The organism is Pseudoflavonifractor sp. MCC625 (assembly GCF_018784545.1).
GTDB lineage: Bacteria > Bacillota > Clostridia > Oscillospirales > Oscillospiraceae > Pseudoflavonifractor_A > Pseudoflavonifractor_A gallinarum.
In genome coordinates this window covers 12,016-32,223 of record NZ_WQOJ01000010.1, presented here as the reverse complement: position 1 = coordinate 32,223, position 20,208 = coordinate 12,016, and the positions used below count along the sequence as shown (strand labels likewise).

20 protein-coding genes, 3 tRNA genes and 1 riboswitch are annotated in these 20,208 nt (G+C 61.2%); of the genes, 12 read left to right on the top strand and 11 right to left on the bottom strand.

Translation table 11 applies throughout. The features are described from left to right. Nucleotides 1–2: 2 nt before the first annotated feature. Nucleotides 3–812 carry an ATP-binding protein gene (locus GPK94_RS03090; protein WP_215654384.1) on the bottom strand — a complete coding sequence of 270 codons (810 nt, stop codon included), beginning with the start codon at nt 810–812 and terminating at the stop codon, nt 3–5. Between the two features lie 286 nt (nt 813–1,098). On the opposite strand from GPK94_RS03090, the gene gap reads away from it, so the two are divergent. Continuing rightward, on the top strand, nt 1,099–2,112 hold the full coding sequence (gene gap / locus GPK94_RS03085; RefSeq protein ID WP_101692276.1) for a type I glyceraldehyde-3-phosphate dehydrogenase: 1,014 nt from the start codon (nt 1,099–1,101) through the stop codon (nt 2,110–2,112). A gap of 86 nt (nt 2,113–2,198) precedes the next feature. On the opposite strand, the gene GPK94_RS03080 is transcribed toward gap, so the two are convergent. The 7 genes from GPK94_RS03080 to GPK94_RS03050 form a co-directional block, all read right to left on the bottom strand. Beyond that, on the bottom strand, nt 2,199–2,975 hold the full coding sequence (locus tag GPK94_RS03080; RefSeq protein ID WP_101692277.1) for a TIGR00282 family metallophosphoesterase: 777 nt from the start codon (nt 2,973–2,975) through the stop codon (nt 2,199–2,201). Beyond that, a complete protein-coding gene (locus tag GPK94_RS03075; RefSeq protein ID WP_252192499.1) occupies nt 2,972–3,388 on the bottom strand; it encodes a PPC domain-containing DNA-binding protein in 417 nt (138 codons plus the stop codon). Before GPK94_RS03075 ends, GPK94_RS03080 begins: the two co-directional genes overlap by 4 nt. 107 nt (nt 3,389–3,495) lie before the next feature. Then, nucleotides 3,496–4,440 carry a 50S ribosomal protein L11 methyltransferase gene (gene prmA, locus GPK94_RS03070; RefSeq protein WP_215654382.1) on the bottom strand — a complete coding sequence of 315 codons (945 nt, stop codon included), beginning with the start codon at nt 4,438–4,440 and terminating at the stop codon, nt 3,496–3,498. 1 nt (nt 4,441) lies between these two features. Further along, nucleotides 4,442–5,314 carry a DegV family protein gene (locus GPK94_RS03065; RefSeq protein WP_193535970.1) on the bottom strand — a complete coding sequence of 291 codons (873 nt, stop codon included), beginning with the start codon at nt 5,312–5,314 and terminating at the stop codon, nt 4,442–4,444. Between the two features lie 52 nt (nt 5,315–5,366). Then, nucleotides 5,367–5,918 (bottom strand): DUF1836 domain-containing protein, encoded by a 552-nt coding sequence (locus GPK94_RS03060; protein ID WP_186963075.1) that lies wholly within the window; start codon nt 5,916–5,918, stop codon nt 5,367–5,369. Between the two features lie 179 nt (nt 5,919–6,097). Further along, complete coding sequence (locus GPK94_RS03055) at nt 6,098–7,696, bottom strand: ATP-binding cassette domain-containing protein (protein WP_101692283.1); 1,599 nt, start codon at nt 7,694–7,696, stop codon at nt 6,098–6,100. A 173-nt stretch (nt 7,697–7,869) separates the two neighbouring features. Further along, entirely contained in the window at nt 7,870–9,099 is a 1,230-nt protein-coding gene (locus GPK94_RS03050) for a hypothetical protein (protein ID WP_215654380.1), read from the bottom strand. 320 nt (nt 9,100–9,419) lie between these two features. On the opposite strand from GPK94_RS03050, the gene GPK94_RS03045 reads away from it, so the two are divergent. Further along, a complete protein-coding gene (locus GPK94_RS03045; RefSeq protein WP_215654378.1) occupies nt 9,420–10,247 on the top strand; it encodes a putative RNA methyltransferase in 828 nt (275 codons plus the stop codon). A gap of 272 nt (nt 10,248–10,519) precedes the next feature. Here GPK94_RS03045 and asnA read toward each other — a convergent pair whose 3' ends face one another. Next, entirely contained in the window at nt 10,520–11,533 is a 1,014-nt protein-coding gene (asnA, locus tag GPK94_RS03040; RefSeq protein WP_215654376.1) for an aspartate--ammonia ligase, read from the bottom strand. A 245-nt stretch (nt 11,534–11,778) separates the two neighbouring features. Here asnA and GPK94_RS03035 point away from each other — a divergent pair, with 245 nt between their 5' ends. The 10 genes from GPK94_RS03035 (at nt 11,779) to GPK94_RS02990 (ending at nt 18,655) form a co-directional block, all read left to right on the top strand. Beyond that, entirely contained in the window at nt 11,779–12,627 is an 849-nt protein-coding gene (locus tag GPK94_RS03035; protein ID WP_215654374.1) for a GDSL-type esterase/lipase family protein, read from the top strand. After that, the gene (locus GPK94_RS03030) at nt 12,624–13,124 is read left to right on the top strand and encodes a sigma-70 family RNA polymerase sigma factor (protein WP_215654372.1); all 501 of its coding nucleotides are present in this window, start codon (nt 12,624–12,626) and stop codon (nt 13,122–13,124) included. Before GPK94_RS03035 ends, GPK94_RS03030 begins: the two co-directional genes overlap by 4 nt. Beyond that, a complete protein-coding gene (locus GPK94_RS03025; protein WP_215654370.1) occupies nt 13,117–13,968 on the top strand; it encodes a DUF3298 and DUF4163 domain-containing protein in 852 nt (283 codons plus the stop codon). The genes GPK94_RS03030 and GPK94_RS03025 overlap by 8 nt, the downstream gene beginning before the upstream one ends. Before the next feature lie 136 nt (nt 13,969–14,104). Beyond that, nucleotides 14,105–14,181, top strand: a tRNA-Met gene (locus GPK94_RS03020). Between the two features lie 24 nt (nt 14,182–14,205). Next, a tRNA-Glu gene (locus GPK94_RS03015) sits at nt 14,206–14,280 on the top strand. Nucleotides 14,281–14,309: 29 nt separating this feature from the next. Beyond that, a tRNA-Val gene (locus GPK94_RS03010) sits at nt 14,310–14,386 on the top strand. A gap of 69 nt (nt 14,387–14,455) precedes the next feature. Next, nucleotides 14,456–15,886, top strand: coding sequence for a serine hydrolase domain-containing protein (locus GPK94_RS03005; protein WP_215654369.1), 1,431 nt, complete (start codon nt 14,456–14,458; stop codon nt 15,884–15,886). Next, nucleotides 15,883–16,794, top strand: coding sequence for an RluA family pseudouridine synthase (locus GPK94_RS03000; protein WP_346727977.1), 912 nt, complete (start codon nt 15,883–15,885; stop codon nt 16,792–16,794). The genes GPK94_RS03005 and GPK94_RS03000 overlap by 4 nt, the downstream gene beginning before the upstream one ends. Continuing rightward, nucleotides 16,791–17,273: a GNAT family N-acetyltransferase gene (locus GPK94_RS02995; protein ID WP_180956804.1), complete on the top strand. Its 483-nt coding sequence runs from the start codon at nt 16,791–16,793 to the stop codon at nt 17,271–17,273. Before GPK94_RS03000 ends, GPK94_RS02995 begins: the two co-directional genes overlap by 4 nt. 26 nt (nt 17,274–17,299) lie before the next feature. After that, nucleotides 17,300–17,378: riboswitch (Fluoride riboswitch) on the top strand. A 53-nt stretch (nt 17,379–17,431) separates the two neighbouring features. Next, the gene (locus GPK94_RS02990) at nt 17,432–18,655 is read left to right on the top strand and encodes a cation:proton antiporter (RefSeq protein WP_215654367.1); all 1,224 of its coding nucleotides are present in this window, start codon (nt 17,432–17,434) and stop codon (nt 18,653–18,655) included. 64 nt (nt 18,656–18,719) lie between these two features. Here GPK94_RS02990 and GPK94_RS02985 read toward each other — a convergent pair whose 3' ends face one another. Both GPK94_RS02985 and GPK94_RS02980 read right to left on the bottom strand, forming a co-directional pair. Beyond that, a complete protein-coding gene (locus GPK94_RS02985) occupies nt 18,720–19,490 on the bottom strand; it encodes a type III pantothenate kinase (RefSeq protein WP_101692292.1) in 771 nt (256 codons plus the stop codon). A 21-nt stretch (nt 19,491–19,511) separates the two neighbouring features. Further along, complete coding sequence (locus GPK94_RS02980) at nt 19,512–20,186, bottom strand: ECF transporter S component (protein WP_235964123.1); 675 nt, start codon at nt 20,184–20,186, stop codon at nt 19,512–19,514. Nucleotides 20,187–20,208 lie beyond the last annotated feature (22 nt).

Genomic DNA, 20,208 nt, shown 5'->3' with positions numbered 1-20,208 from the left:
TTTTATTCCACATCCTCCGGCAGATAGGCCTCAAAGGGCAGGACATCGGACAGCTCCACCAGCACCTGGAAAAAGCCGCCGGTAGGATCGTAGCCCATTCGGGGCGTGTGCAGCCCCGTGGCCTCTGTGTCGTTGGCCACCGGCAGAGAGATGACCGCCCGCAGTCCACGGCGCTCCCCCTGCTCAAAGACCAGGGTGCCTTGATGGCACTCCACCACTTCCCAGGCCAGCTCCACCCCCATCCGGGTCTGGACACCGGAATCTTTCTTCCAGCCGCTCCCGGACTCTATAGATTCGGATCTGGGCAGCGGAGTTTCTCCCCCGCTGTTCCACACGGTCAGACGCACGCTTCGCCCCTCGGTACAAAGCCGCAGCCCGGCCTGGCCGCCGCTGCCGGCGGCATGCAGGGCGTTAGCAATCAGATTCAGAAGCATCCGGCGCAGCAGCAGCGGATCCCCCAGTACGGCGGCCTCCCGGCCGTCCCACTCCCATTGAAAGTCCACGCGGAGCGGGGCAGCAGCCCCCGTTACCTTCTGGCACAGCTCCCGGCAGAGGGGCTCCAGCTCCAGCAGGACCGGATGAAACTCCAGCTTGTCGCCCCGCCGCTCCCGCTGGGCCAGGTCTACATGCTCGGCCAGGCGCAGCAGTCGATAAAGGCTCTGATTCAAAATGGCCATATATTGGTCATAGTGCCGATTTTCCTGCTCCCGGATCACCGGGGCCAGGAGTTGGGAGGCTGCCATCAGGTTCCCCACCTGTTCCCGGAGCTGTTCTGCCAGGAAGCGCTCCAGCTCATCCGCATCCTTACTCAATTTAAAACCTCCCCCGGCCAACGCCTGAAAGTGCTTTCGAACACGCTACTAGGATTACAGGGCAGCATAAGCCCCATACACACGGCCAGTATAGCAAATACTGGCTTCTACAACAAGCTTAAAAGTCGACTTGTGTCGAATTTCGCCCACTTTTGGTCAAACCGCCACGGCTTTTTATGGACAATGACCAGTTTTTTACGTTTGGCCCTTTTCATTTCCCCCCGTGTGGGATATAATAAGGATGCGCGAAGGTACAACAACTACACTTTGTGAAGGAGAGATTCCCATGAGCATCAAAGTTGGCATTAATGGTTTCGGCCGCATCGGCCGTCTCGTGTTCCGCGCCGGCCTCGAGCGTTCTGACATCGAATTCGTTGGCATCAACGATCCTTTTATGAGCCCTGACTACATGGCTTATATGCTGCGTTACGACACCATGCACGGCAAGTTTGAGGGCACCATCGAGTATGATGAGACCTCCATCACCGTCAACGGCAAGAAGGTCAACTTCTACGCCTGCATGGATCCCAAGGACATTCCCTGGGGTGAGATCGGCGCGGAGTACGTGGTGGAGTCCACCGGCCTGTTCCTGACCAAGGAGAAGGCCCAGGCTCACATCGACGCCGGCGCCAAGCACGTCGTCATGTCCGCCCCCTCCAAGGACGACACCCCCATGTTCGTCATGGGCGTCAACCAGGACAAGTATGACTCCAGCATGACCTTTGTCTCCAATGCCTCCTGCACCACCAACTGCCTGGCTCCCATCGCCAAGGTGCTGCATGACAACTGGGGCATCACCGACGGCCTGATGACCACTGTTCACTCTGTGACCGCGACTCAGAAGACCGTGGACGGCCCCTCCAAGAAGGATTGGCGCGGCGGCCGTGCTGCTTCCGGCAACATCATCCCCTCCTCCACCGGCGCCGCCAAGGCCGTGGGCAAGGTTATCCCCGAGCTCAACGGCAAGCTGACCGGTATGTCCATGCGTGTTCCCACTCTGGACGTGTCCGTGGTCGACCTGACCGTCAACCTGGCTAAGCCCGCCAAGTACGAGGAGATCTGCGCCGCCATGAAGAAGGCTTCCGAGGGCGAGCTGAAGGGTGTTCTGGGTTACACCGAGGACGCCGTCGTTTCCTCCGACTTCCTGGGCGACACCCACACCTCCATCTTCGACGCCACCGCCGGCATCGCCCTGACCGATACCTTCGTGAAGGTCGTGTCCTGGTACGACAACGAGATCGGCTACTCCAACAAGGTTCTGGATCTGATCGCTCATATGTACAGCGTGGACCACAAGTAAGCAATTTCTTACGTGTCCTGAAGTCATATGCAAAAATGCCTCCGCTCAGTATGAGCGGAGGCATTTTTTTGCCCTCTTGTGTAAACTCAGCGGACATCCACCCGGTCTACCGCCGTGCAGCGCCCGGTGGCGGTGTCCACGGAAAAGCGGACCGCGTCAATCTTACAGGGCCCTTCCGCCGACTCAAACCGCTGGGGCAGCCCGCCCAAAAAGCGGTTGATGGCCTGATTGGGCCGGATCCCCAGCACGCTGTGGATGGGCCCTGCCATACCCAGGTCGGTGACAAAACCCGTTCCCTTGGGCAGGATCTGTGTGTCGGCGGTGGGTACGTGGGTGTGGGTCCCCCAGACCGCCTGGACCTGTCCGTCCAGATACCAGGCCATGGCTCCCTTCTCACTGGTGGCCTCCGCATGGAAGTCCACCAGAATGATGTCGGCCTCGCCCCGCTTCACCCACCGTTCCGCCACGGTAAAGGGATTGTCAAAGTTGCAGTCCATCTCACACCGACCGATGAGGTTGAGCACCCCGATCCGCAGACCTCTGGGCCCCTCATACACGCCCCACCCCCGGCCGGGCACCCGGTTGGTGTAGTTGGCCGGGCGGAGGATGTAGGGGTTCTCCTCCAGATAGTCGGCGATCTGAAGCCGGTTCCAGGTGTGGTTGCCCAGGGTGATCACGTCGGCTCCCGCGTCAAAGATGGCCTGGGCCTGCCGGGGCAGGATCCCCACGCCCGAGGCATTTTCTCCGTTGACCACTGTGAAGTGGATCTCATGGTCTTTTTTCATGCCGCGCAGACGGCGGGACAGGTATTCCACCCCCGCTTCCCCCACCACGTCGCCAACAGCCAAGATATTCAGGATCATTTTGGTTCCTCCCCATGTGAGATGACCAGCTCGTCATAACCGGTCTCGGGGTCATAGCCCGCCCCAAAGGCCACGCCGGACAGCTCCAGCAGCACCACCTCTGCGGTGGTATTGACGATGCACCCGTCCTTCAGGTGCCCGCCCACGGTGGAGAGGTCCTCCCGGGACAGGGCAATATGCAGATGGGTCCGCTCCTCCGAGAGGGTCCCCATCAGGGAGACGATCTCCAGATGCTCCTCCAGGGTGTGCACGGTTACGCCGGAGGCATCCCGGATCACCGCCCGGCTCACACATCCCACGGCGGAGAGCACCACCGCCGCCCGGATATGCTGTTCTCTGACATAACGCTCCAACGACTGCCGCAGGTCATCCCCCCGGCGCAGCCGAAAGCAGTGGGTCCGCATATGACTCATCCCTTTCCCCCGTTATTTTCCCCATTATACGGGATTTTTGCCCAAGATGCAAAGGCTTTTCCCGGACGCAAAGAGGCGGACGCAGCTGCGTCCGCCTCTGTCTTTTGTTACTGGAACCGGGCCGCCAGGGCAACCCAGCCCTTTTTCTCCCACCGGTCCACGATGGTCAGGCCATTGCGCTCCAGCGCCTCCACTACCTCGTGGGCACGGACGTCGATGATGCCGGAGCACAGGAAGGTCCCGCCCTCCGCCAGAAAACGGTCCACCTTGGCAGAGAGAGGAATGATGACGTCGGCCACGATGTTGGCCAGCACCACCTGATACTTCTGCTCCGCCAGCTCGTTTACCAGTCCCTCGTCGGTGAGCACATCTCCCGCCAGCACATGGTAGCGGTCCTTTCCAATGTCGTTCATGGCCGCATTCTCATAGGCCACGTCCACCGCCTTGGGGTCGATGTCCACCGCCACCGCGTGCTCCGCGCCCAAGCGAAGGGCCGCAATGGACAGAATGCCGCTTCCGCAGCCCAGGTCCAGCACCTTGCACCCGTCGGTCACATACCGCTCCACGCCCCCCAGGCAGAGCTGGGTGGAGGCATGAGAGCCGGTGCCGAAGGTGAGGCCGGGGTTCAGATAGAGGGCGGTCTTCCCCGCCGGGACGGGCTCCTCCCGCTCCCACTCGGGGACGATGTAGAGCCGCTCCCCCACCTCCATGGGCTTATAGTACTTCTGCCAGCTGTGGGCCCAGTCATTCTCTCCAAGTGCCGCGGTGGTATAGGGCTTATCAATGCCCTCCATCCACTTCTGGAGCTGCTTGCGCCCATCGGCATCATCCGAGACATAGAACTTGATGCGGCACACGCCCCGCATCTTCTCCTGGAGCTCCTCGTCCACATAATCCCAGTACTGGCGATTATTCTCCAAAAACTGCTGGAAATCGGCCTCGTCCTCGATGACCAGCCCGGTCACGCCGTTCATGGTCAGCCGGGCGGAGAGACCCTCCAGCTCCTGTGTGGTTGTGTCAATGGCCACTTCCAGCCACTTGATGTCTTCCATATTACCGCTCCGTTCCCATAAAGAAGAGTGCCACCGTACCCGGTCCGGTGTGGGCGCCAATGACGGGGCCGATGTGATTGTAGACCACGTCCTTCACGCCAAAGCGGCGCTTGGCCTCCTCGCCCACCACTTTGGCGTCCTCCAGACAGTCGCTGTGGCTGATAAAGATGACCTGCTCCTGGGGATCGGTGATCCGCTTTCCCATCTCATCCACCAGGTACTTGAGGGAGGCGCCGCGGCCGCGCACCTTCCCCACGTTGATGAGGTGGCCCTCGTTGTCCACATGGATGATGGGCTTGATGTTCAGCATTCCGCCCACAAAGGCTGTGGTGGCGGAAATCCGGCCACCCCGCTTCAGGTGGGCCAGATCGTCCACCGCCACCCAGTGGCAGAGCTTGAGCTTGTTGGCCTCGGCCCAGTCCCGGACCTCCTCCAGGCTCTTGCCCGCCTTCTGAAGGGCAACGGCCTGCCACACCAGAAGTCCCTGTCCCAGGGAGGCACACAGGGTGTCCACGGTGAAGATCTTCCGCTCGGGGTACTTCTCCCGCAGCTCGGCCACCGCAATGGCGGAGGAGTTATAGGTGGTGGAAAGCCCCGAGGAGAAGGCCAGCACCAGCACATCCTCCCCTGCCTGCAGCATGGGCTCCAGCACATCGATGTACTGGGAGACGTTCACGGCAGAGGTGGTGGCCATCTTTCCCTCCCGCAGGCGGCGGTAGAACTCCTCAATGGGCATGGCCCGGCGGTCCGGATGATCCTCATAGGTTTTTTCTTCCATGGTAAAACACAGGGGCAGAACGGTAACACCCAGTTCCTCCACCATGGCCGCGCTCATATCGGCGGCAGAGTCGGTGACAATGCGATAGTTGCTCATGGGAAAACCCTCCTTATCATGGGCCATATATGGCCCTCTTCGCCGGGCAGGCTCACTTCCCGGCGCGTTCCTTCTTCCGGCTGCTCCGCTCCGGCTCCGGCGTATGCTGGGCCAGGATGTCCAGCACCCGCTGACAGGCCAGACGATCCGCATAGCTGCGCAGGGCCAGATCCAGGGCCAGACGGGGCAGGTCTTCCTCCTCCCCCTCTTCGGGCAGGCTCTGGGCGGTCTCACTCAGCGCGGCGTCCAGTTGCCGGCAGAAGTAGGCATAGAGCTCCTCTGTGGTGCGTTTACGCTCGGTACCCGCGGCGATGAGACGGTTGGTCTCCTTCACGGAGAGCACCTGCTTGAGCACACAGATAGCAGTCAGATACCCCAGATGGGTGCGGGAATAGCGCTTTCCCTCCGCCCTTGGAAGCAGGCCGTCCTTGATGTAGTTGTTTACCATGGCGGAGGTCAGCAGTTCCCCATCCCCGTAGTGGATGAGCTGCCGTGGCAGATAGGAGACCACCTGATCCATATACAGTCCGATGTCGGGAAAGCTCTCCCAGTCCACCGGCCGCTGCTCCTGCATCCGCGCTTTGAGTTCCTTGAGTTCCTCCATCGAGTATGCTCCTTGCCCGCTTTCTTCCGGAGTATTGTCTTTTATTCTATCACATTTTCCACAGGAAAGCAAAGGGCGCTTTCCCCGCATATTATGCCGCTTTCCGTCACATAACACGACTCACTTTACCTGGAGAAAAAGCCCGGCCCATCTCTCCGGAAGGGCCGGGCGCTGTGTCCTTATCCGTTGGAGCTTACGCTCTCCAGATACTCGTCATAGGTCATCTTCCGGTCGATGAGCTTGCCCTCGGCCGTGAAGTCAAAGATCCGGTTGGCCACGGTCTGCACCAGCTGGTGGTCGTGGGAGGAGAAGAGCACATTGCACTTCACCGCCTCCAGACCGTTGTTGACTGCGGTGATGGACTCCAGGTCCAGGTGGTTGGTGGGCTGGTCCAGCAGCAGCACATTGGCCCCAGAGAGCATCATCTTGGAGAGCATGCACCGCACCTTCTCGCCGCCCGAGAGGACCTTCACGCTCTTATACACGTCGTCGCCCGAGAAGAGCATCCGGCCCAGGAAGCCGCGCAGATAGCTCTCGTGGGGGTCGGGGGAGAACTCCCGCAGCCACTCCACCAGGTTCTCGTCGTGTCCCTCGAAGAAGGCGGTGTTGTCCTTGGGGAAGTAGGAGAAGGTGGCGGTCTGGCCCCACTTCACGGTGCCCTCGTCGGGCTCCATCTCGCCGGTGAGGATCTTGAAGAGGGCGGTGTGGGCGTTCTCATTGTCGCCCACGAAGGCGATCTTGTCATCGTGCCCCACGATGAAGGAGACCTTGTCCAGCACCTTCACTCCGTCGATGGTCTTGCTCACATCGGTGACAAAGAGGATGTCCTTGCCCACCTCCCGCTCGGGGGAGAAGGCCACCCAGGGATAGCGGCGGGAAGAGGCGGGCATCTCCTCCACGGTGAGCTTGTCCAGGAGCTTGCGCCGGGCCGTGGCCTGCTTGGACTTGGACTTGTTGGCAGAGAAGCGGGCGATAAAGTCCTGCAGTTCCTTGATCTTCTCCTCATTTCGCTTGTTCTGGTTCTTGATGAGGGCCTGCACCAGCTGGGAGGACTCATACCAGAAGTCGTAGTTGCCCACGTAGAGCTTGATCTTGTTGTAGTCGATGTCCACGATGTGGGTACAGATGGTATTGAGGAAGTGGCGGTCATGGGAGACCACGATGACGGTCCCCTCGAAGTCCAGCAGGAAGTCCTCCAGCCAGTTGACCGCGTTGATGTCCAGGTTGTTGGTGGGCTCGTCCAGCAGCAGGATGTCGGGGTTGCCGAAGAGCGCCTGGGCCAGCAGGACCTTCACCTTGAGGCGGGCGTCCAGGGTGGCCATGTCGTTGTAGTGGAGCTCGGTGCCGATGCCCAGTCCCTGGAGGATGCGGGAGGCGTCGCTCTCGGCCTCCCAGCCGCCCAGCTCGGCATACTCCTCCTCCAGCTCACAGGCGCGGATGCCGTCCTCCTCGGTCATCTCCTCCTTGGCATAGAGGGCTTCCTTCTCCTTGCCGATGTCATAGAGGCGCTGGTTGCCCATGATGACGGTGTCCATAACATTGTAGGCGTCATAGGCGTTCTGGTTCTGCTTGAGGACCGACATGCGGGTCTTGGGCAGGATGGAGACCTCACCCTTGGTGGGCTCCAGCTCGCCGGAGAGGATCTTCAGGAAGGTGGACTTGCCCGCGCCGTTGGCGCCGATGATGCCATAGCAGTTCCCCTTGGTGAACTGAAGATCCACATGGCTGAACAGGGGCTGACCGCTGTACTGAAGGGTCAAATCAGAAACGGTGATCATTGTTTCGCTCCTTATCTGTCACAAAAAGTAATCATAATCTTGTCTATGATACCATATCCCATGCCAAAATGGTAGAGAAAAAAGGACGAAAGAGACGGTTCTTTCCCTGTTCTTTTCCACATCCGCGCAAAAACAGGCCCGGAGGCAAAACCTCCGGGCCAATGCAGCAGTTTTTACTTTTCCACGGTGGACAGAGCAAAGGTAATGTGATCGGCGGGCTTGTTAATCATCGTACCACCGCGGGTAAACGCAAAGGTATAAGTGCCGTCTCCGTTATCCGTGAATTCGTTGGAACCGTCAGAGCAGTTCAGAACCAGGGTCTTGCCGTCCGCCACCTGAACCGTAAAGGTGATCGTCTTTTCCCCCCAGAGATAATCACTATAGGACATCCGGATGGTCTCGTTCACGTCGACATTTACGCCCTCGCGCTTGTCCTCGATTCCATAAGTGACAGAGAGCACCCCGTCGTCCTTGCTCTCATAGGTAAAATAGGCATGGTCTTCTTCAAAAACCGCTTCCTTTTTGACCAGGTCAATCGCAGCGCCATCCACGCCGACGGTTACGTCATGGTCACCGCCGATCATCTTGTAGCCGCTCAGACGGTTATTCTCCGCCAGCCACGCCTCGTTGATGGTCGTGCCATAGGGGACCATTACATTGTCAGTTTTGCTCTCCAGCGTGCCGCCATTGACTCCATTGTTGTTGTTCACATAGTAGTTAATGGTAACAGGATATTCATTCACCGTAAACTCGGGGGTCACCGTGATATTCTTGTTCTCATCGGCATACTTCAGCATATCAGCAGTGAATGTATCGGGCATCGCAGTTGTTTCATTCAGCATCCAGCGGCTGAAGGTATACCCCTCTTTTTCGGGAACAATGCTGGTGAACAGCGGCTCGTCCAGCGCGGCGGTGATGAAGCCCAGCTCGTTTCCATCCTCATTCGCGAAGGTGATCGTATACATGGTCTTGTCAGTCACCAGATCGAAGGAGACATCCTTCCCATAGCACCAGGCCTCGGCGCCCTTATCGGTGAAGGAGAAGGTATAGGTGTTGCCACCGTCATACCGGAAATCGTCCTCCACCACATTGGTGCCACTCAGGCCCACCAGCTCATAGCCGGGCTCGGTGGTGACGGTGAAGGTGGTCACATTGGTGTAGCTGTCCCGCCACACGATGGTACCGGTCTGGGTGGTGATGGTCTGACCAGCCTCTACCGTACCGCTGAAGGTACCGTTGGTGTCGGACGCCTCCACTTTAGCGATACCGCCGTTGTCCCCTCCATAGGTGAAATTATAGTTGGCGGGGGCTCCATCCTTCCAGCTCAGGGCAGATGCGGCAGGCGCCATGACCGCCACAGCCAGAGTCAGGGCCGCAGCCCGCTTGAGTGTCTGTTTCTTCATTGCGTTTCTCTCCTTTTGTCAATTGATCCCCGGCCGCCTCCCAGGTATGGCTGGCCGGGCGTTTGAAGTATGGCACACAGCGGTTACAAGTCGGTTACATTATTGAAGTTTTATGTGAATTTATATTATTTCCCGTTTCTGACATTTTTTCTCCCCTCAGACTCTTCTCTATTTGTCTAATTTCCCATCTAGCATCGCGCTTCCGGATAAGATCTGCTTATCCGAAAAACGTCTTTCTTTTTACACTGCAACTCATATTCTGCTATAATAAATAAAAACTCCCTGTTATCCATTCTGTTCTCTGATAAGGAGGCCCCTCTATGAGCCTGTTCCGCTGCCCCATCTGCTCCGCTCCCCTCACCCGTGGGGAGCGTACCTATACCTGTCCCAACGGCCACAGCTACGACATTTCCAAAGAGGGCTATGTCCATCTTCTGCCCCCCAACCAAATGCACTCCAAGGCCCCCGGAGATGACAAAGCCATGGTGGCCGCCCGCAACCGCTTTCTCTCGGCGGGATACTACCAGCCGCTGCGCACCGCCCTGGAGGAGCTGGCCCTCCGCTACGCCCCAGCCCCCTGCGCCGTAGTGGACTCGGGCTGTGGGGAGGGGTACTACACTGCCGGGATCGCCCAGGCCCTGCGGGAGGCGGGCCGTTCCCCCGCAGTGGCCGGGATCGACATCTCCAAATTTGCCCTCCGGTGGGCCGCCAAGCGGGACCGGGAGACCGAATTTGCCGTAGGCTCCGCCTACCGCCTGCCGGTGGCGGACGGCTGCGCCCATCTGCTGGTCAACTGCTTTTCTCCTCTGGCCGCGGAGGAGTTCCACCGGGTCCTGAAGCCCGGCGGCGTGTTCCTCTATGTGGTGCCCGCGCCAGAGCACCTGTGGGAGCTCAAGGAGGTCCTCTACGACACGCCCTACCCCAACCCGGACGAGACCATCCCCTACGAGGGCTTTCAGCTCCTGGAGGTGGTCCCGGTGGAGACCATGCTCCATATCGAAAATCCGGAGGATCTCCAGGCCCTCTTCCAGATGACTCCCTACTGCTGGAAGACCCCCAAGGCCGGGGTGGAGCGGCTTCGCGCGCTGTCCCGGCTAGAGGTCCGCGCCGGCTTCCGCATCCACGTGTTCCGCCGGGATATGGCATAAATAAAGATTGGCGCGGCCCGCAGGCCGCGCCAATCACGTTATCAAAAAAACTGCACAGGTCGCTTACAGCAGGATAACCCCCGCGTCCTGACACGCCGCGATGGTCTCTCCGTCCCACACGCTCGCCTGCACCTCGCCGATATGGGCCTTGTTCCCACCCGGCATTCATGCCGGGCGGGGTCCCATTTTCCTTCCTCGGGGCGAGTGAATCGCCCCTGCGGCAAGGTTTTGCCAAGGCAAAACACTTGGTCTGGGCAAGGCCCATCCCGGCTTTACAGCAGGATAACCCCCGCGTCCTGACACACCGCAATGGTCTCTCCGTCCCACACGCTCGCCTGCACCTCGCCGATATGGGCCTTGCCCAGGAGCAGCATGCACAGACGGGACTGGCCAATGCCGCCGCCGATGGTCAGGGGAAGCTTGCCCTCCAGCAGGAGCTTGTGGAAGGTAAGGGAGCGCCGCTCATCGCAGCCGGCGGTGGTGAGCTGCTGGTCCAGCACCTCGGGGCTCACCCGGATGCCCATGGAGGAGACCTCAAAGGCCTTCTGCAGCACCGGGTTCCACAGCAGAATGTCGCCGTTGAGGTTCCAGTCGTCATAGTCGGGAGCACGGCCGTCGTGGGGCTTACCCGACTTGAGCGCGCCGCCGATCTGCATGAGGAAGGTGGTGGGATGATCCTTCACCCAGGCGTTCTCCCGCTCCTTGGGGGAGAGATTGGGCCAGCGGTCCTCCAGCTCCTGGGTGGTGACAAAGCTCACCTCCGGGCACAGGGCAGGCAGCGCGGTGAGCCGGGGGTAGACCGAGCGCAGGGTGGTCTGGGTCTCACACATGGCCTTGACGATGGTGCGTACGGTCTGCTTCAGATACTCCACGTTCCGGTCCCGGGGAGCGATGACCTTCTCCCAGTCCCACTGATCCACATAGACCGAGTGCAGGTTATCCAGCTCTTCGTCCCGCCGGATGGCGTTCATGTCGGTGTAGAGTCCCTCTCCCACCGAGAACTGATACCGGTAGAGGGCCATACGCTTCCACTTGGCCAGAGAGTGGACCACCTGGGCGTCCCGGCCCGCGGAGGGGATGTCAAAGGTGACGGCCCGCTCCACACCGTTCAGGTCGTCGTTCAGGCCGGTGGCCGCCTCGACAAACAGTGGGGCGGAGACCCGCATCAGATTGAGCGCGCCTCCCAGTGCGTCCTCAAAAAAACGCTTGAGAAGGCCGATGGCCTTCTGGGTATCATACAGGTTGAGGCAGGGGGCATAGCCCGCCGGGATGACGGTCTTTTCCATACGAACATCTCCTTTTATCCATCGGGACACGGGATACCATCCTACGTTTCTCGATTTAATATACTAACGCATTATAACCCACAGCACCCCACCTTGCAAGAGTGGACACAGGAAATTGCAGCAAACTTTTTCCCCACTCCCCGCGTCTAATCGATAGTCACACAAAACCAGAAGGGAAGTAGAAAATGCCGCGCAGAGGTCACACATATCGCTCGTACGCACCCAGATGCCTGGGGGCGTTGGCTTTGTGCGCCTTTTTTCTGACCCTTGCCGGGAGTTTTTCGGTGGTTTCCCGCACGCTGGCCGCTGCGGCCTCCCACCCTTCTCCCCCATATGACAGCCGGCCAACTCCTGCGGCGGCCCCCTCGCCCTCCCTTTCCGCCCCGCCAACTGCTTTGGTCCCGCCTGCCACACTCCCGCCGGTCCCTTCCCCCACGGCCACCCCTGCGCCCCCCGCCTATGACTATGCCGTGCCGGTACCAGCCTCCCAGGCTGTTTCTCTGGACTGGTTTTCCGATGCCGCCTTTCTGGGAGATTCCCGGACCGAGGGCCTGCTTCTCTATACCAAGGTGCGGCCGGCCGGCCGCCTGGCCTATCGAGGCATGAACCTCCAGACGGCCCGGAGCAAGGCCTTCCTTCCCAGCCATGGGAAGCGCCTGAGCGCGTTGGAGGCCCTTCAGGAGCAGCGCTTTTCCAAGCTCTATCTGGGCCTTGGTCTCAACGATCTGGGCTGGCGCAGTCCGGAGGGGTTTTACCTCCAGTATGCCCAGCTGATCGATCAGATCCGGCAGCTCCAGCCACAGGCCCAGATCTATCTTCAGACCCTGCTCCCGGTGACCAGCCGGAAATCGAATGAGGGCATTTTCACCAACGCAAAAATCACTGCTTATAATCAGAAGCTTCAGCTTCTGGCCCAGCAGAAGGAGCTCTTTCTGTTGGATATCTGGTCCCAGTTTGCCGATGCATCCGGTACGCTGCCCGCCCAGGAGAGCAGCGATGGGATCCATCTCTTCCCCAACGCCTATGAGAAATGGCTCTCCTACCTCCAGACCCACACCGTAGCCTTCGATGCCGGGAAGGAGGGAGCGCCATGAGTTCCGCTTTGGATCGCCGCGCCGTTCTCACCGAGTATATCCTGGCCCATCAGGCCGACTTCTACCGTCTGGCCTATAGCTATGTCAAGGATCGGGATGCCGCATTGGACGTGGTACAGGAGAGTATCGTCAAAGCCCTCAGCAAGGCCGACTCCCTGCGGGAGCCCGCCTACGTCAAAACCTGGTTCTACCGCATTCTGGTCAATGAAAGCATCACCTGGTTCCGCCAAGGGAAGCGGCTGGTCCCGCTGGAGGAGCAGTTGGAACAGGAGGCCGCACCCGAATGCGATCCCGGCGCCCGGCTGGATCTCTACGACGCCATAGAAAAGCTCAGCGAAAAGGAGCGGACGGTCATCCGCCTGCGCTTTTTTGAAGATCTGAAGCTGGAGGAGATCGCCCGGGTCACCGGTGCAAATCTCAACACGGTCAAGTCCCGGCTCTACAAGGGGCTCAAACATCTGAAAGAATGGACCGAGGAGGATGATATGGATGCATGAGCATTGGAAGGAAGCCAAGGAGCGCTACGAGGCCATTGAAATCCCGGAAGACCTCTCCTTTGCGACGGAGTCCGCGGTGCGCCGGGGCAATCGCCGGTATCTGCGCCGCCGGACCCTTCGGAGGGGATGGGGGGCCGGTCTGGCCGCCTGCGCCTGCTTCTGCCTGCTGGTCAACGGCAGCCCTGCCTTTGCCAGCGCCGTGTCCTCTCTCCCTGTTCTGGGAGACCTGGCCCGGATCGTCACGGTGGAGCAGTATCAGATCAACGACCGGGAACATCTCATCGATGTCCGTCTCCCCGCACTGACCGACACCGGCAATACCGATCTGGAACAGCGCATCAACACTGAGATCCGCACCCGCATTGACCAGGTCCTGGAGGAGGCGGAGGAGCGCGCCCGGGAGACCCGGGACGCCTTTGTGGCCACCGGAGGCCGGGCCGAGGATTTTACCCCTATTATTATCGATGTGGACTATGAGGTAAAATGCTCCAACCAGCAGTATCTGTCCTTCGTAATCTACAAGACGGAAACCCTGGCCAGCGCCTATACCGAGATCTATACCTACAACCTGGATCTGACCACCGGGACCGAGCTCACCCTTCCCGGTCTTCTGGGCCCTGACTGGAAGGAACGGTGTGACCAGGTGATCCGCGACGAGATGGCCCGCCGCACCGCGGAGGAGGATGCGGTCTATTTCACCCAGGATCAGGGCGGCTTCTCCGGCGTGACCGATGACCAGGCCTTCTATCTGGATGCCGACGGAAATCCGGTCCTCTTCTTTGAGAAATATGAGATTGCCCCCGGTTATATGGGGATCCAGTCCTTCTCCGTTCCCCTCCCCTAAACGGATCTGCTCCGGGCCGGCACAGGCCGGTCCGGAGCAGGCAAAAAAAATCCAAAGTTTTTTGAAAAAACCAGTTGACAAATGGAAGGTTTTCGTCTATACTAAGTCCTGCCCTGTTTCGAGGGGCTGCTGAAAAGGCGGTATAGCTCAGTTGGCTAGAGCATGCGGTTCATACCCGCAGTGTCCCCGGTTCGAATCCAGGTACCGCTACCACAGGTCTGTTTCAGACCTTCGCTTGGCGCGTTGGTCAAGCGGTTAAGACACCGCCCTTTCACGGCGGTAACACGGGTTCGATTCCCGTACGCGTCACCACGACGGGAGAGGAATCGCTCCCGCCAATTGGAGGCTTAGCTCAGCTGGTTAGAGCGCCTGCTTCACACGCAGGAGGTCACTGGTTCGAGTCCAGTAGTCTCCACCATGAATGTCCCAGGACCACACGGTTCTGGGACATTTTCTTTTATCCGCCGAGGAAAGGGGCCTGACTGACATGAAGTGGAACACAGAGGCATTGGACCGTTTTCTGGAACAGAAGATCGCTGAGCGCAAGCTCCCCGGTGTGGCGGTCTGTATCCGCGGGCCGGAGGGCGTGCTCTTCTCCAAGGGCTACGGCCATCGGGACGGAGCGGGTCTCCTCCCCGTGGACGGCGACACCATCTTCGGCGTGGCCTCCATGAGCAAATCCATGACTGCCCTGGCCCTGGCCATGCTGGAGGAGGAGGGGAAGCTCTCTCTGGAGGACCCGGTGGTCCGCTATTTTCCCACCTTCCAGGTGCCCGGCAACGCCCGGGAGGAGGTGACTCTCCGGCACCTGGCCATGCACACCTCCGGCATCCCGCCCATGGAGCCGCTGGAGTGGTCCATTGCCATGAATACCCCCGGCCGCGACAGCAAGTGGGCCCGCACCCTCCAGGCCTCGGCCCCCAATGCCATGTCCACCATCCAAGAGGTCATCGACTACATCGCCCAGGGCCGCTACCCCACTCTGGGCGCGCCGGGTGAGATCATGAGCTACTCCAACGAGGGCTATGCCATCCTCTCCTATGTGGTGGATCAGGCCGCCGGCATCCCGCTGGAGCAGTTTTTGCAGGAGCGGGTCTTCCGCCCCCTGGGCATGGAGCGCTCGGTGATGGACATCGCGGGCGAGGAGGCCAAGGTCCTGGCCAAGGGAAACATCTCCGCCCTCTTTGACCTAGATGATGAGGGACAGCTCTACTGGGATGAGGTGTGGTCCGCCCTGCCTCCCTTCCGGGGGAGCGCCTGTGTCCGCTCCACTGCCCACGACATGGCCCGGTATTATCAGTGCCTCTCCAACGGCGGCGTGTTGGATGGGGTGCAGTGCCTCCCCGCCGGGGCGGTGGAGAAGCTGGCCGGACCGGCCTTCCCCACCCAGGAGAAGGCCTTCTACTGCCTGGGCCTCAACAAGCGCCTTCTGGACGGGCATGTGTACTGCGAGCACTCAGGCGGCCTCCACGGGGTCTCCTCTGAGGGCGGCTACCTGCAAGGGGAGAACTACGGCTTTGCGGTGCTGTGCAACCAGGGTGAGGTGGATGTGACCGACCTCCTGTGGGCTCTCTACAACGCGGTGACCGGCCGGCCGCTGGAGGCCGACCACCGCTGGCTCCACCCCGCCGGCGGGACCTTCTCCCAGCCAGAGCTCCTCACCGGGCACTATGTCTGCCATGAGGGAGTGCCGGTCCACTGGACGGTCTCCTGCCAGGACGGAGCACTCTCGGTGGACCAGGATGGAACCAAGCGCCGGCTGCTCTGGTGCGGCGGCACCTGGTTCCAGCAGCTGGATGAAGAGGGGCAGGTAGTGGGCCGCTGCCGCTTCCACATTCGCAACGGACAGGCCTGGGGCGTCCAGGTCTACACCCGCGTCTACCAGCGGGAAGATAATGAAAAGGAGACTCAGCTGTGAGAGAACCAAAACAATCCGCGCCCCTGACCTGGACCGTGGAGGAGGACGGCGTCCTGCTCCCCTTCCTGCTCTCCCATGTGAAGGGCAAGTCCCGCAACAACATCAAATCCATGCTCTCCTCCGGACAGTTCCGGGTGAACGGAAAGGTATTCACCCGCTTTGACCACCCTCTGGCTCCCGGCGACCGGGTGAGTCTCGCCCCCAAGCAGGCCCGGGAGGAGGTTCCCGCCCTCCCCTTCCCGGTGCTCTATGAGGACAAGGACATCATCGTCATTGACAAGCCCGCCGGGCTCCTCACCATCGCCAACGAGAAGGAAAAGATCCGCACCGCCTACCACATCCTCACCGACTACATGCGGGAAAAGGAGAAGAACGGCCGGGTCTTTATCGTCCACCGCCTGGACCGGGACACCTCCGGCGTGGTGCTCTTTGCCAAAAACGAGGAGACCAAGCTGGCCTTCCAGGAGGACTGGGAGGGCCGGGTCCGCCGCCGTGGCTACCGTGCCCTGGTGGAGGGGGTGCCCGACGAGTCCGAGGGACGCATCCGCTCCTATCTGCGGGAGACCCGCACCCATCTGGTCTACTCCGGCGCGCCGGGGCGGGACGCCAAGGAGGCTATTACCCGCTACCGGGTCCTCTGCTCCGGGGGCGGCTATGCCCTTTTGGAGGTGGACCTGGAGACCGGGCGCAAGAACCAGATCCGCGTCCACATGTCCGACCTGGGCCATCCCATCGCCGGAGACCGGCAGTATGGGGCCCAGAGCCGCCCGCTGGGCCGTCTGTGCCTCCACGCCCATGAACTCACCCTGGTGGACCCCCGCACCGGCGAGGAGCGCACCTTCTCCGCCAAAGAGCCGGCCGCTTTCCGCCGTCTATGCCGGGGTGGAAGCGGGGAGGGCCGGAGATGAGTCCTGCCATCCGTCTGGAGCCCCTCACCCCGGCCGACGGGCCCTATTTCTATGAGCTGGGCTCCGATCCCCAGGTGGCCCGGTATATGCGCTTCTCCCCCCTCACCGATCCCGCCCAGGGGGACGAGCTGGCCCAGTCCTACACCACGGGGGGCAACCTGGCCTGGCGTATTGTGGACGCTGTGAGCGGCCGCTCCGCGGGGGTGGCCGCCCTCAAACTGGGGGACCATGAGGACACCCGCCGCTCGGTCTCCCTCTTCCTGGCCCGGGACGCCTGGGGACAGGGATACGGCGCGGCCGCCGTGCGCGCCCTCCAGGCGCAGGCGGTGGAGCTTGGCTTTTCCACACTGGCGGGATTCATTGTGGAAGAAAACACCGCCTCCCGCCGTCTGGCTGAGAAATGCGGCTTCACCCTGGAGGAGATCCTCCACTTTCCCCACATCAAGCCGGGGCTGTGTCTCTACGGCTGGAGGGCTTGACAGCCGCCCCGTTCGGGAGTATACTGACACACCGAGGGAATGAAGTTCTCCCTGGCCCGCCCGTCGGGTAAAACCGCCATTACGGCTGATGACTTCTGCCAAGCGCAGGAGGCATCAGCCTTTTTTGCGCTCCAAATTCTGGAAAGGACGGTATTCTCATGCTGACAAGTCTCGCGCTCATCCTGCTTCTGGGGTTCTTCGGCTCGGCCGTGGCCCAGAAGCTCCACCTGCCCGGTCTGCTGGGCATGCTCCTGGTGGGCATCCTGCTGGGGCCCTCCCAGCTGAACCTGCTCTCCTCCTCTATGCTCTCCATTTCTGCCGATCTGCGGCAGCTGGCCCTTATCATCATTCTCACCCGGGCGGGCCTCTCCCTGGATCTGGCCGATCTGAAACGGGTGGGCCGTCCCGCCCTTCTCATGTGCTTTGTCCCCGCCTGCTTTGAGATCTTCGGCATGGTGCTGCTGGCTCCCCGGCTGCTGGGCATCTCCACGCTGGACGCGGCCATTATGGGCGCAGTGGTGGCCGCCGTATCCCCGGCGGTCATCGTTCCCCGGATGATCCGCCTGATGGACGAGGGCTGGGGCGCAGAAAAGAGCATCCCCCAGCTGATTCTGGCCGGCGCTTCGGTGGATGATGTCTTCGTCATCGTGCTCTTCACCGCCTTTACCGGCATGGCACAGGGCGGCAGCTTCTCCCCCGTCGCGCTCCTCTCCGTGCCGGTCTCCATCGTGTTGGGGCTGGCCGCCGGACTGGGGCTTGGCACGGGGCTTGCCCGCTGGCTGGACCGCCCCGCCCTGCGTCTGCCGGTGCAGGTGCTGCTCCTGCTGTCCCTGGCCTTCCTGCTGGTAGAGGGCGAAAATCGACTGGAAGGGCTCATCCCCTTCTCCGGCCTTCTGGCTGTCATGGGGACCGGCATCGGCCTCCAGCGCCGCTCCAAGGCGTGCGCCAAGGCCCTCTCGGGCGCTTTTTCCACCCTCTGGGTGGGGGCCGAGGTCATCCTGTTCGTCCTGGTAGGCGCCGAGGTGGACGTCCGCTATGCCGCCGCGGCCGGCGCTATGGCGGTGATCACCGTTCTGGGCGCCCTTTGCTTCCGGGCGGTGGGGGTCTGTGTGTGCCTGCTGGGATCCGGCTTCTCGCCCCGTGAGAAGCTCTTCTGCATTCTCTCCTACCTGCCCAAGGCCACGGTCCAGGCCGCCATTGGGGGTGTGCCGCTGGCCATGGGGCTGGGCTGCGGGGAAATCGTGCTCACCGTGGCGGTCATCGCCATCCTGGTCACCGCCCCTCTGGGCGCGCTGGGAATCGAACTGAGCTACCGCACCCTGCTCTCCCGGGAGGTCACTTCCGCCGCACCGGAGGAGCTCCCGCCCGAGCCTACTCTGTGAGATAGACTCCACAGGAATAAAAAAGTCCGGCGCCGCATATGCGGCGCCGGACTTTTTCGTATCGTCAGGAATTGCGCTCGTAGAGCTTCAAAAGACCGATCAGGAGCAGGTTCTCGTCATAGTGGATCTCATGCTTGCAGAAGGGGAGCACCACGCCCATCAGGCCGCCGGTGGCCACCACGGTCACCTTCTCGCCCAGCTCTTCCTCCACCCGGTCCACCAGTCCGTCCAGCATGGCGGCGTTGGAGTAAATGGCGCCTGCCTTCATGCAGTCCACGGTGTTTTTGCCGATGAGGTGCTCGGGCGGCTCCTCCAGATTGATGAAAGGGAGCTGTGCGGCCCGCCCGGAGAGGGCGTCCATCGAGAGGCGCAGCCCCGGGATGATCACACCGCCGATGTAGCTGCCCTCCCGGTCCAGCACCGACATGGTGGTGGCCGTTCCCATATCAAAGATGACCAGCGGGGGCTGATAGAGGGAGAGGGCGGCCGCCGCATCCACCAGCAGATCGGCACCCACCTGCCCGGGAATGTCCATCTTGATCTGGATGCCGCCCAGGTCCAGACGGTTGCTCACCACCAGGAAGGTCTTGCCGGTCAGGCGTTCCATGGCCTTGCCCAGCACATAGCGGAGCTCCGGCACCACGCTGGAGATGATTCCGCCCTCCACGCCGGAGAGATCCACCTCTTTCTCCGCCAGCAGTCCCCGGAGCAGGAGGACGTATTCGTCCACCGTCTTGTTTCGGTCGCTCTGCATCCGCAGACTAAAGCGGAGGGTGCTTCCTTCAAAGCCGCCGACCACCGTATTGGTATTGCCCACATCCAGTGCCAAGATCATGTATCCCGTTCTCCTTCTCTCTTACATCGTATCCCGCTTCAGGGCCTTCTGCAGGGGCAGCGCCACGGCGGGCACCAGTACGGCGGCAGCCACCGCCTCAGGCACACCGTTGACGGCCACCACGCCCATGATGACGCCGATCACTTCATTGACCGGCAGATTATAGGCCGTGGCATAGGCCTGACGGAACACCAGACCGATGGTACCCATGACCAGGATGGTATTGGTAAAGGCGCCCGCTACCGCGGCCACCGCCGCCTCCACGGTGCGCGCCCCCGCCTTGCGGCCCAGCAGCTTATGCAGCAGGGTATAGACGCCCCAGGCCACAGGCCCGATGAGCATCCGGGGCACCATGGAGATAAAAAGGGCCCACACGCTTCCGTGCTGGGTACCGGGCACCGGAATGAGGGGCGAAAACGCAAAGGACAGCACGCCGGGCACCATGGTATTCTTCACCAGGCTGGTCAGACCAAACACGGCGCCCAGGAAGGCGCCCTGCCGGGGCCCCAGTACAATGGCCCCGATGATGACCGGGACATGGAGAATGGTGGCCTTGATGAGAGGCAGGTCGATGAGCCCGATGGGGGTTGCGGCCATGAGCAGGACGATGGCGGTAAACAGGGCGAGTACCACCATGTCCCTCACCGCTGCACTGCGGGCCGTGCGGTTGGGAGCTGCTTGCATACGTACATTCAATTGTAAAACCTCCTGCTGCCGT

Bases quoted from the DNA above. Each gene is read 5' to 3' on its own strand.
- GPK94_RS03025 (WP_215654370.1), top strand. From the start codon at position 13,117: ATGCATGAGCATTGGAAGGAAGCCAAGGAGCGCTACGAGGCCATTGAA.
- GPK94_RS03080 (WP_101692277.1), bottom strand. From the start codon at position 2,975: ATGATCCTGAATATCTTGGCTGTTGGCGACGTGGTGGGGGAAGCGGGG.
- GPK94_RS03005 (WP_215654369.1), top strand. From the start codon at position 14,456: ATGAAGTGGAACACAGAGGCATTGGACCGTTTTCTGGAACAGAAGATC.
- GPK94_RS03050 (WP_215654380.1), bottom strand. From the start codon at position 9,099: ATGAAGAAACAGACACTCAAGCGGGCTGCGGCCCTGACTCTGGCTGTG.
- GPK94_RS02985 (WP_101692292.1), bottom strand. From the start codon at position 19,490: ATGATCTTGGCACTGGATGTGGGCAATACCAATACGGTGGTCGGCGGC.
- GPK94_RS03030 (WP_215654372.1), top strand. From the start codon at position 12,624: ATGAGTTCCGCTTTGGATCGCCGCGCCGTTCTCACCGAGTATATCCTG.
- GPK94_RS03060 (WP_186963075.1), bottom strand. From the start codon at position 5,918: ATGGAGGAACTCAAGGAACTCAAAGCGCGGATGCAGGAGCAGCGGCCG.
- GPK94_RS02990 (WP_215654367.1), top strand. From the start codon at position 17,432: ATGCTGACAAGTCTCGCGCTCATCCTGCTTCTGGGGTTCTTCGGCTCG.
- GPK94_RS03065 (WP_193535970.1), bottom strand. From the start codon at position 5,314: ATGAGCAACTATCGCATTGTCACCGACTCTGCCGCCGATATGAGCGCG.
- GPK94_RS03075 (WP_252192499.1), bottom strand. From the start codon at position 3,388: ATGAGTCATATGCGGACCCACTGCTTTCGGCTGCGCCGGGGGGATGAC.
- prmA (WP_215654382.1), bottom strand. From the start codon at position 4,440: ATGGAAGACATCAAGTGGCTGGAAGTGGCCATTGACACAACCACACAG.
- GPK94_RS02995 (WP_180956804.1), top strand. From the start codon at position 16,791: ATGAGTCCTGCCATCCGTCTGGAGCCCCTCACCCCGGCCGACGGGCCC.
- gap (WP_101692276.1), top strand. From the start codon at position 1,099: ATGAGCATCAAAGTTGGCATTAATGGTTTCGGCCGCATCGGCCGTCTC.
- asnA (WP_215654376.1), bottom strand. From the start codon at position 11,533: ATGGAAAAGACCGTCATCCCGGCGGGCTATGCCCCCTGCCTCAACCTG.
- GPK94_RS03055 (WP_101692283.1), bottom strand. From the start codon at position 7,696: ATGATCACCGTTTCTGATTTGACCCTTCAGTACAGCGGTCAGCCCCTG.
- GPK94_RS03045 (WP_215654378.1), top strand. From the start codon at position 9,420: ATGAGCCTGTTCCGCTGCCCCATCTGCTCCGCTCCCCTCACCCGTGGG.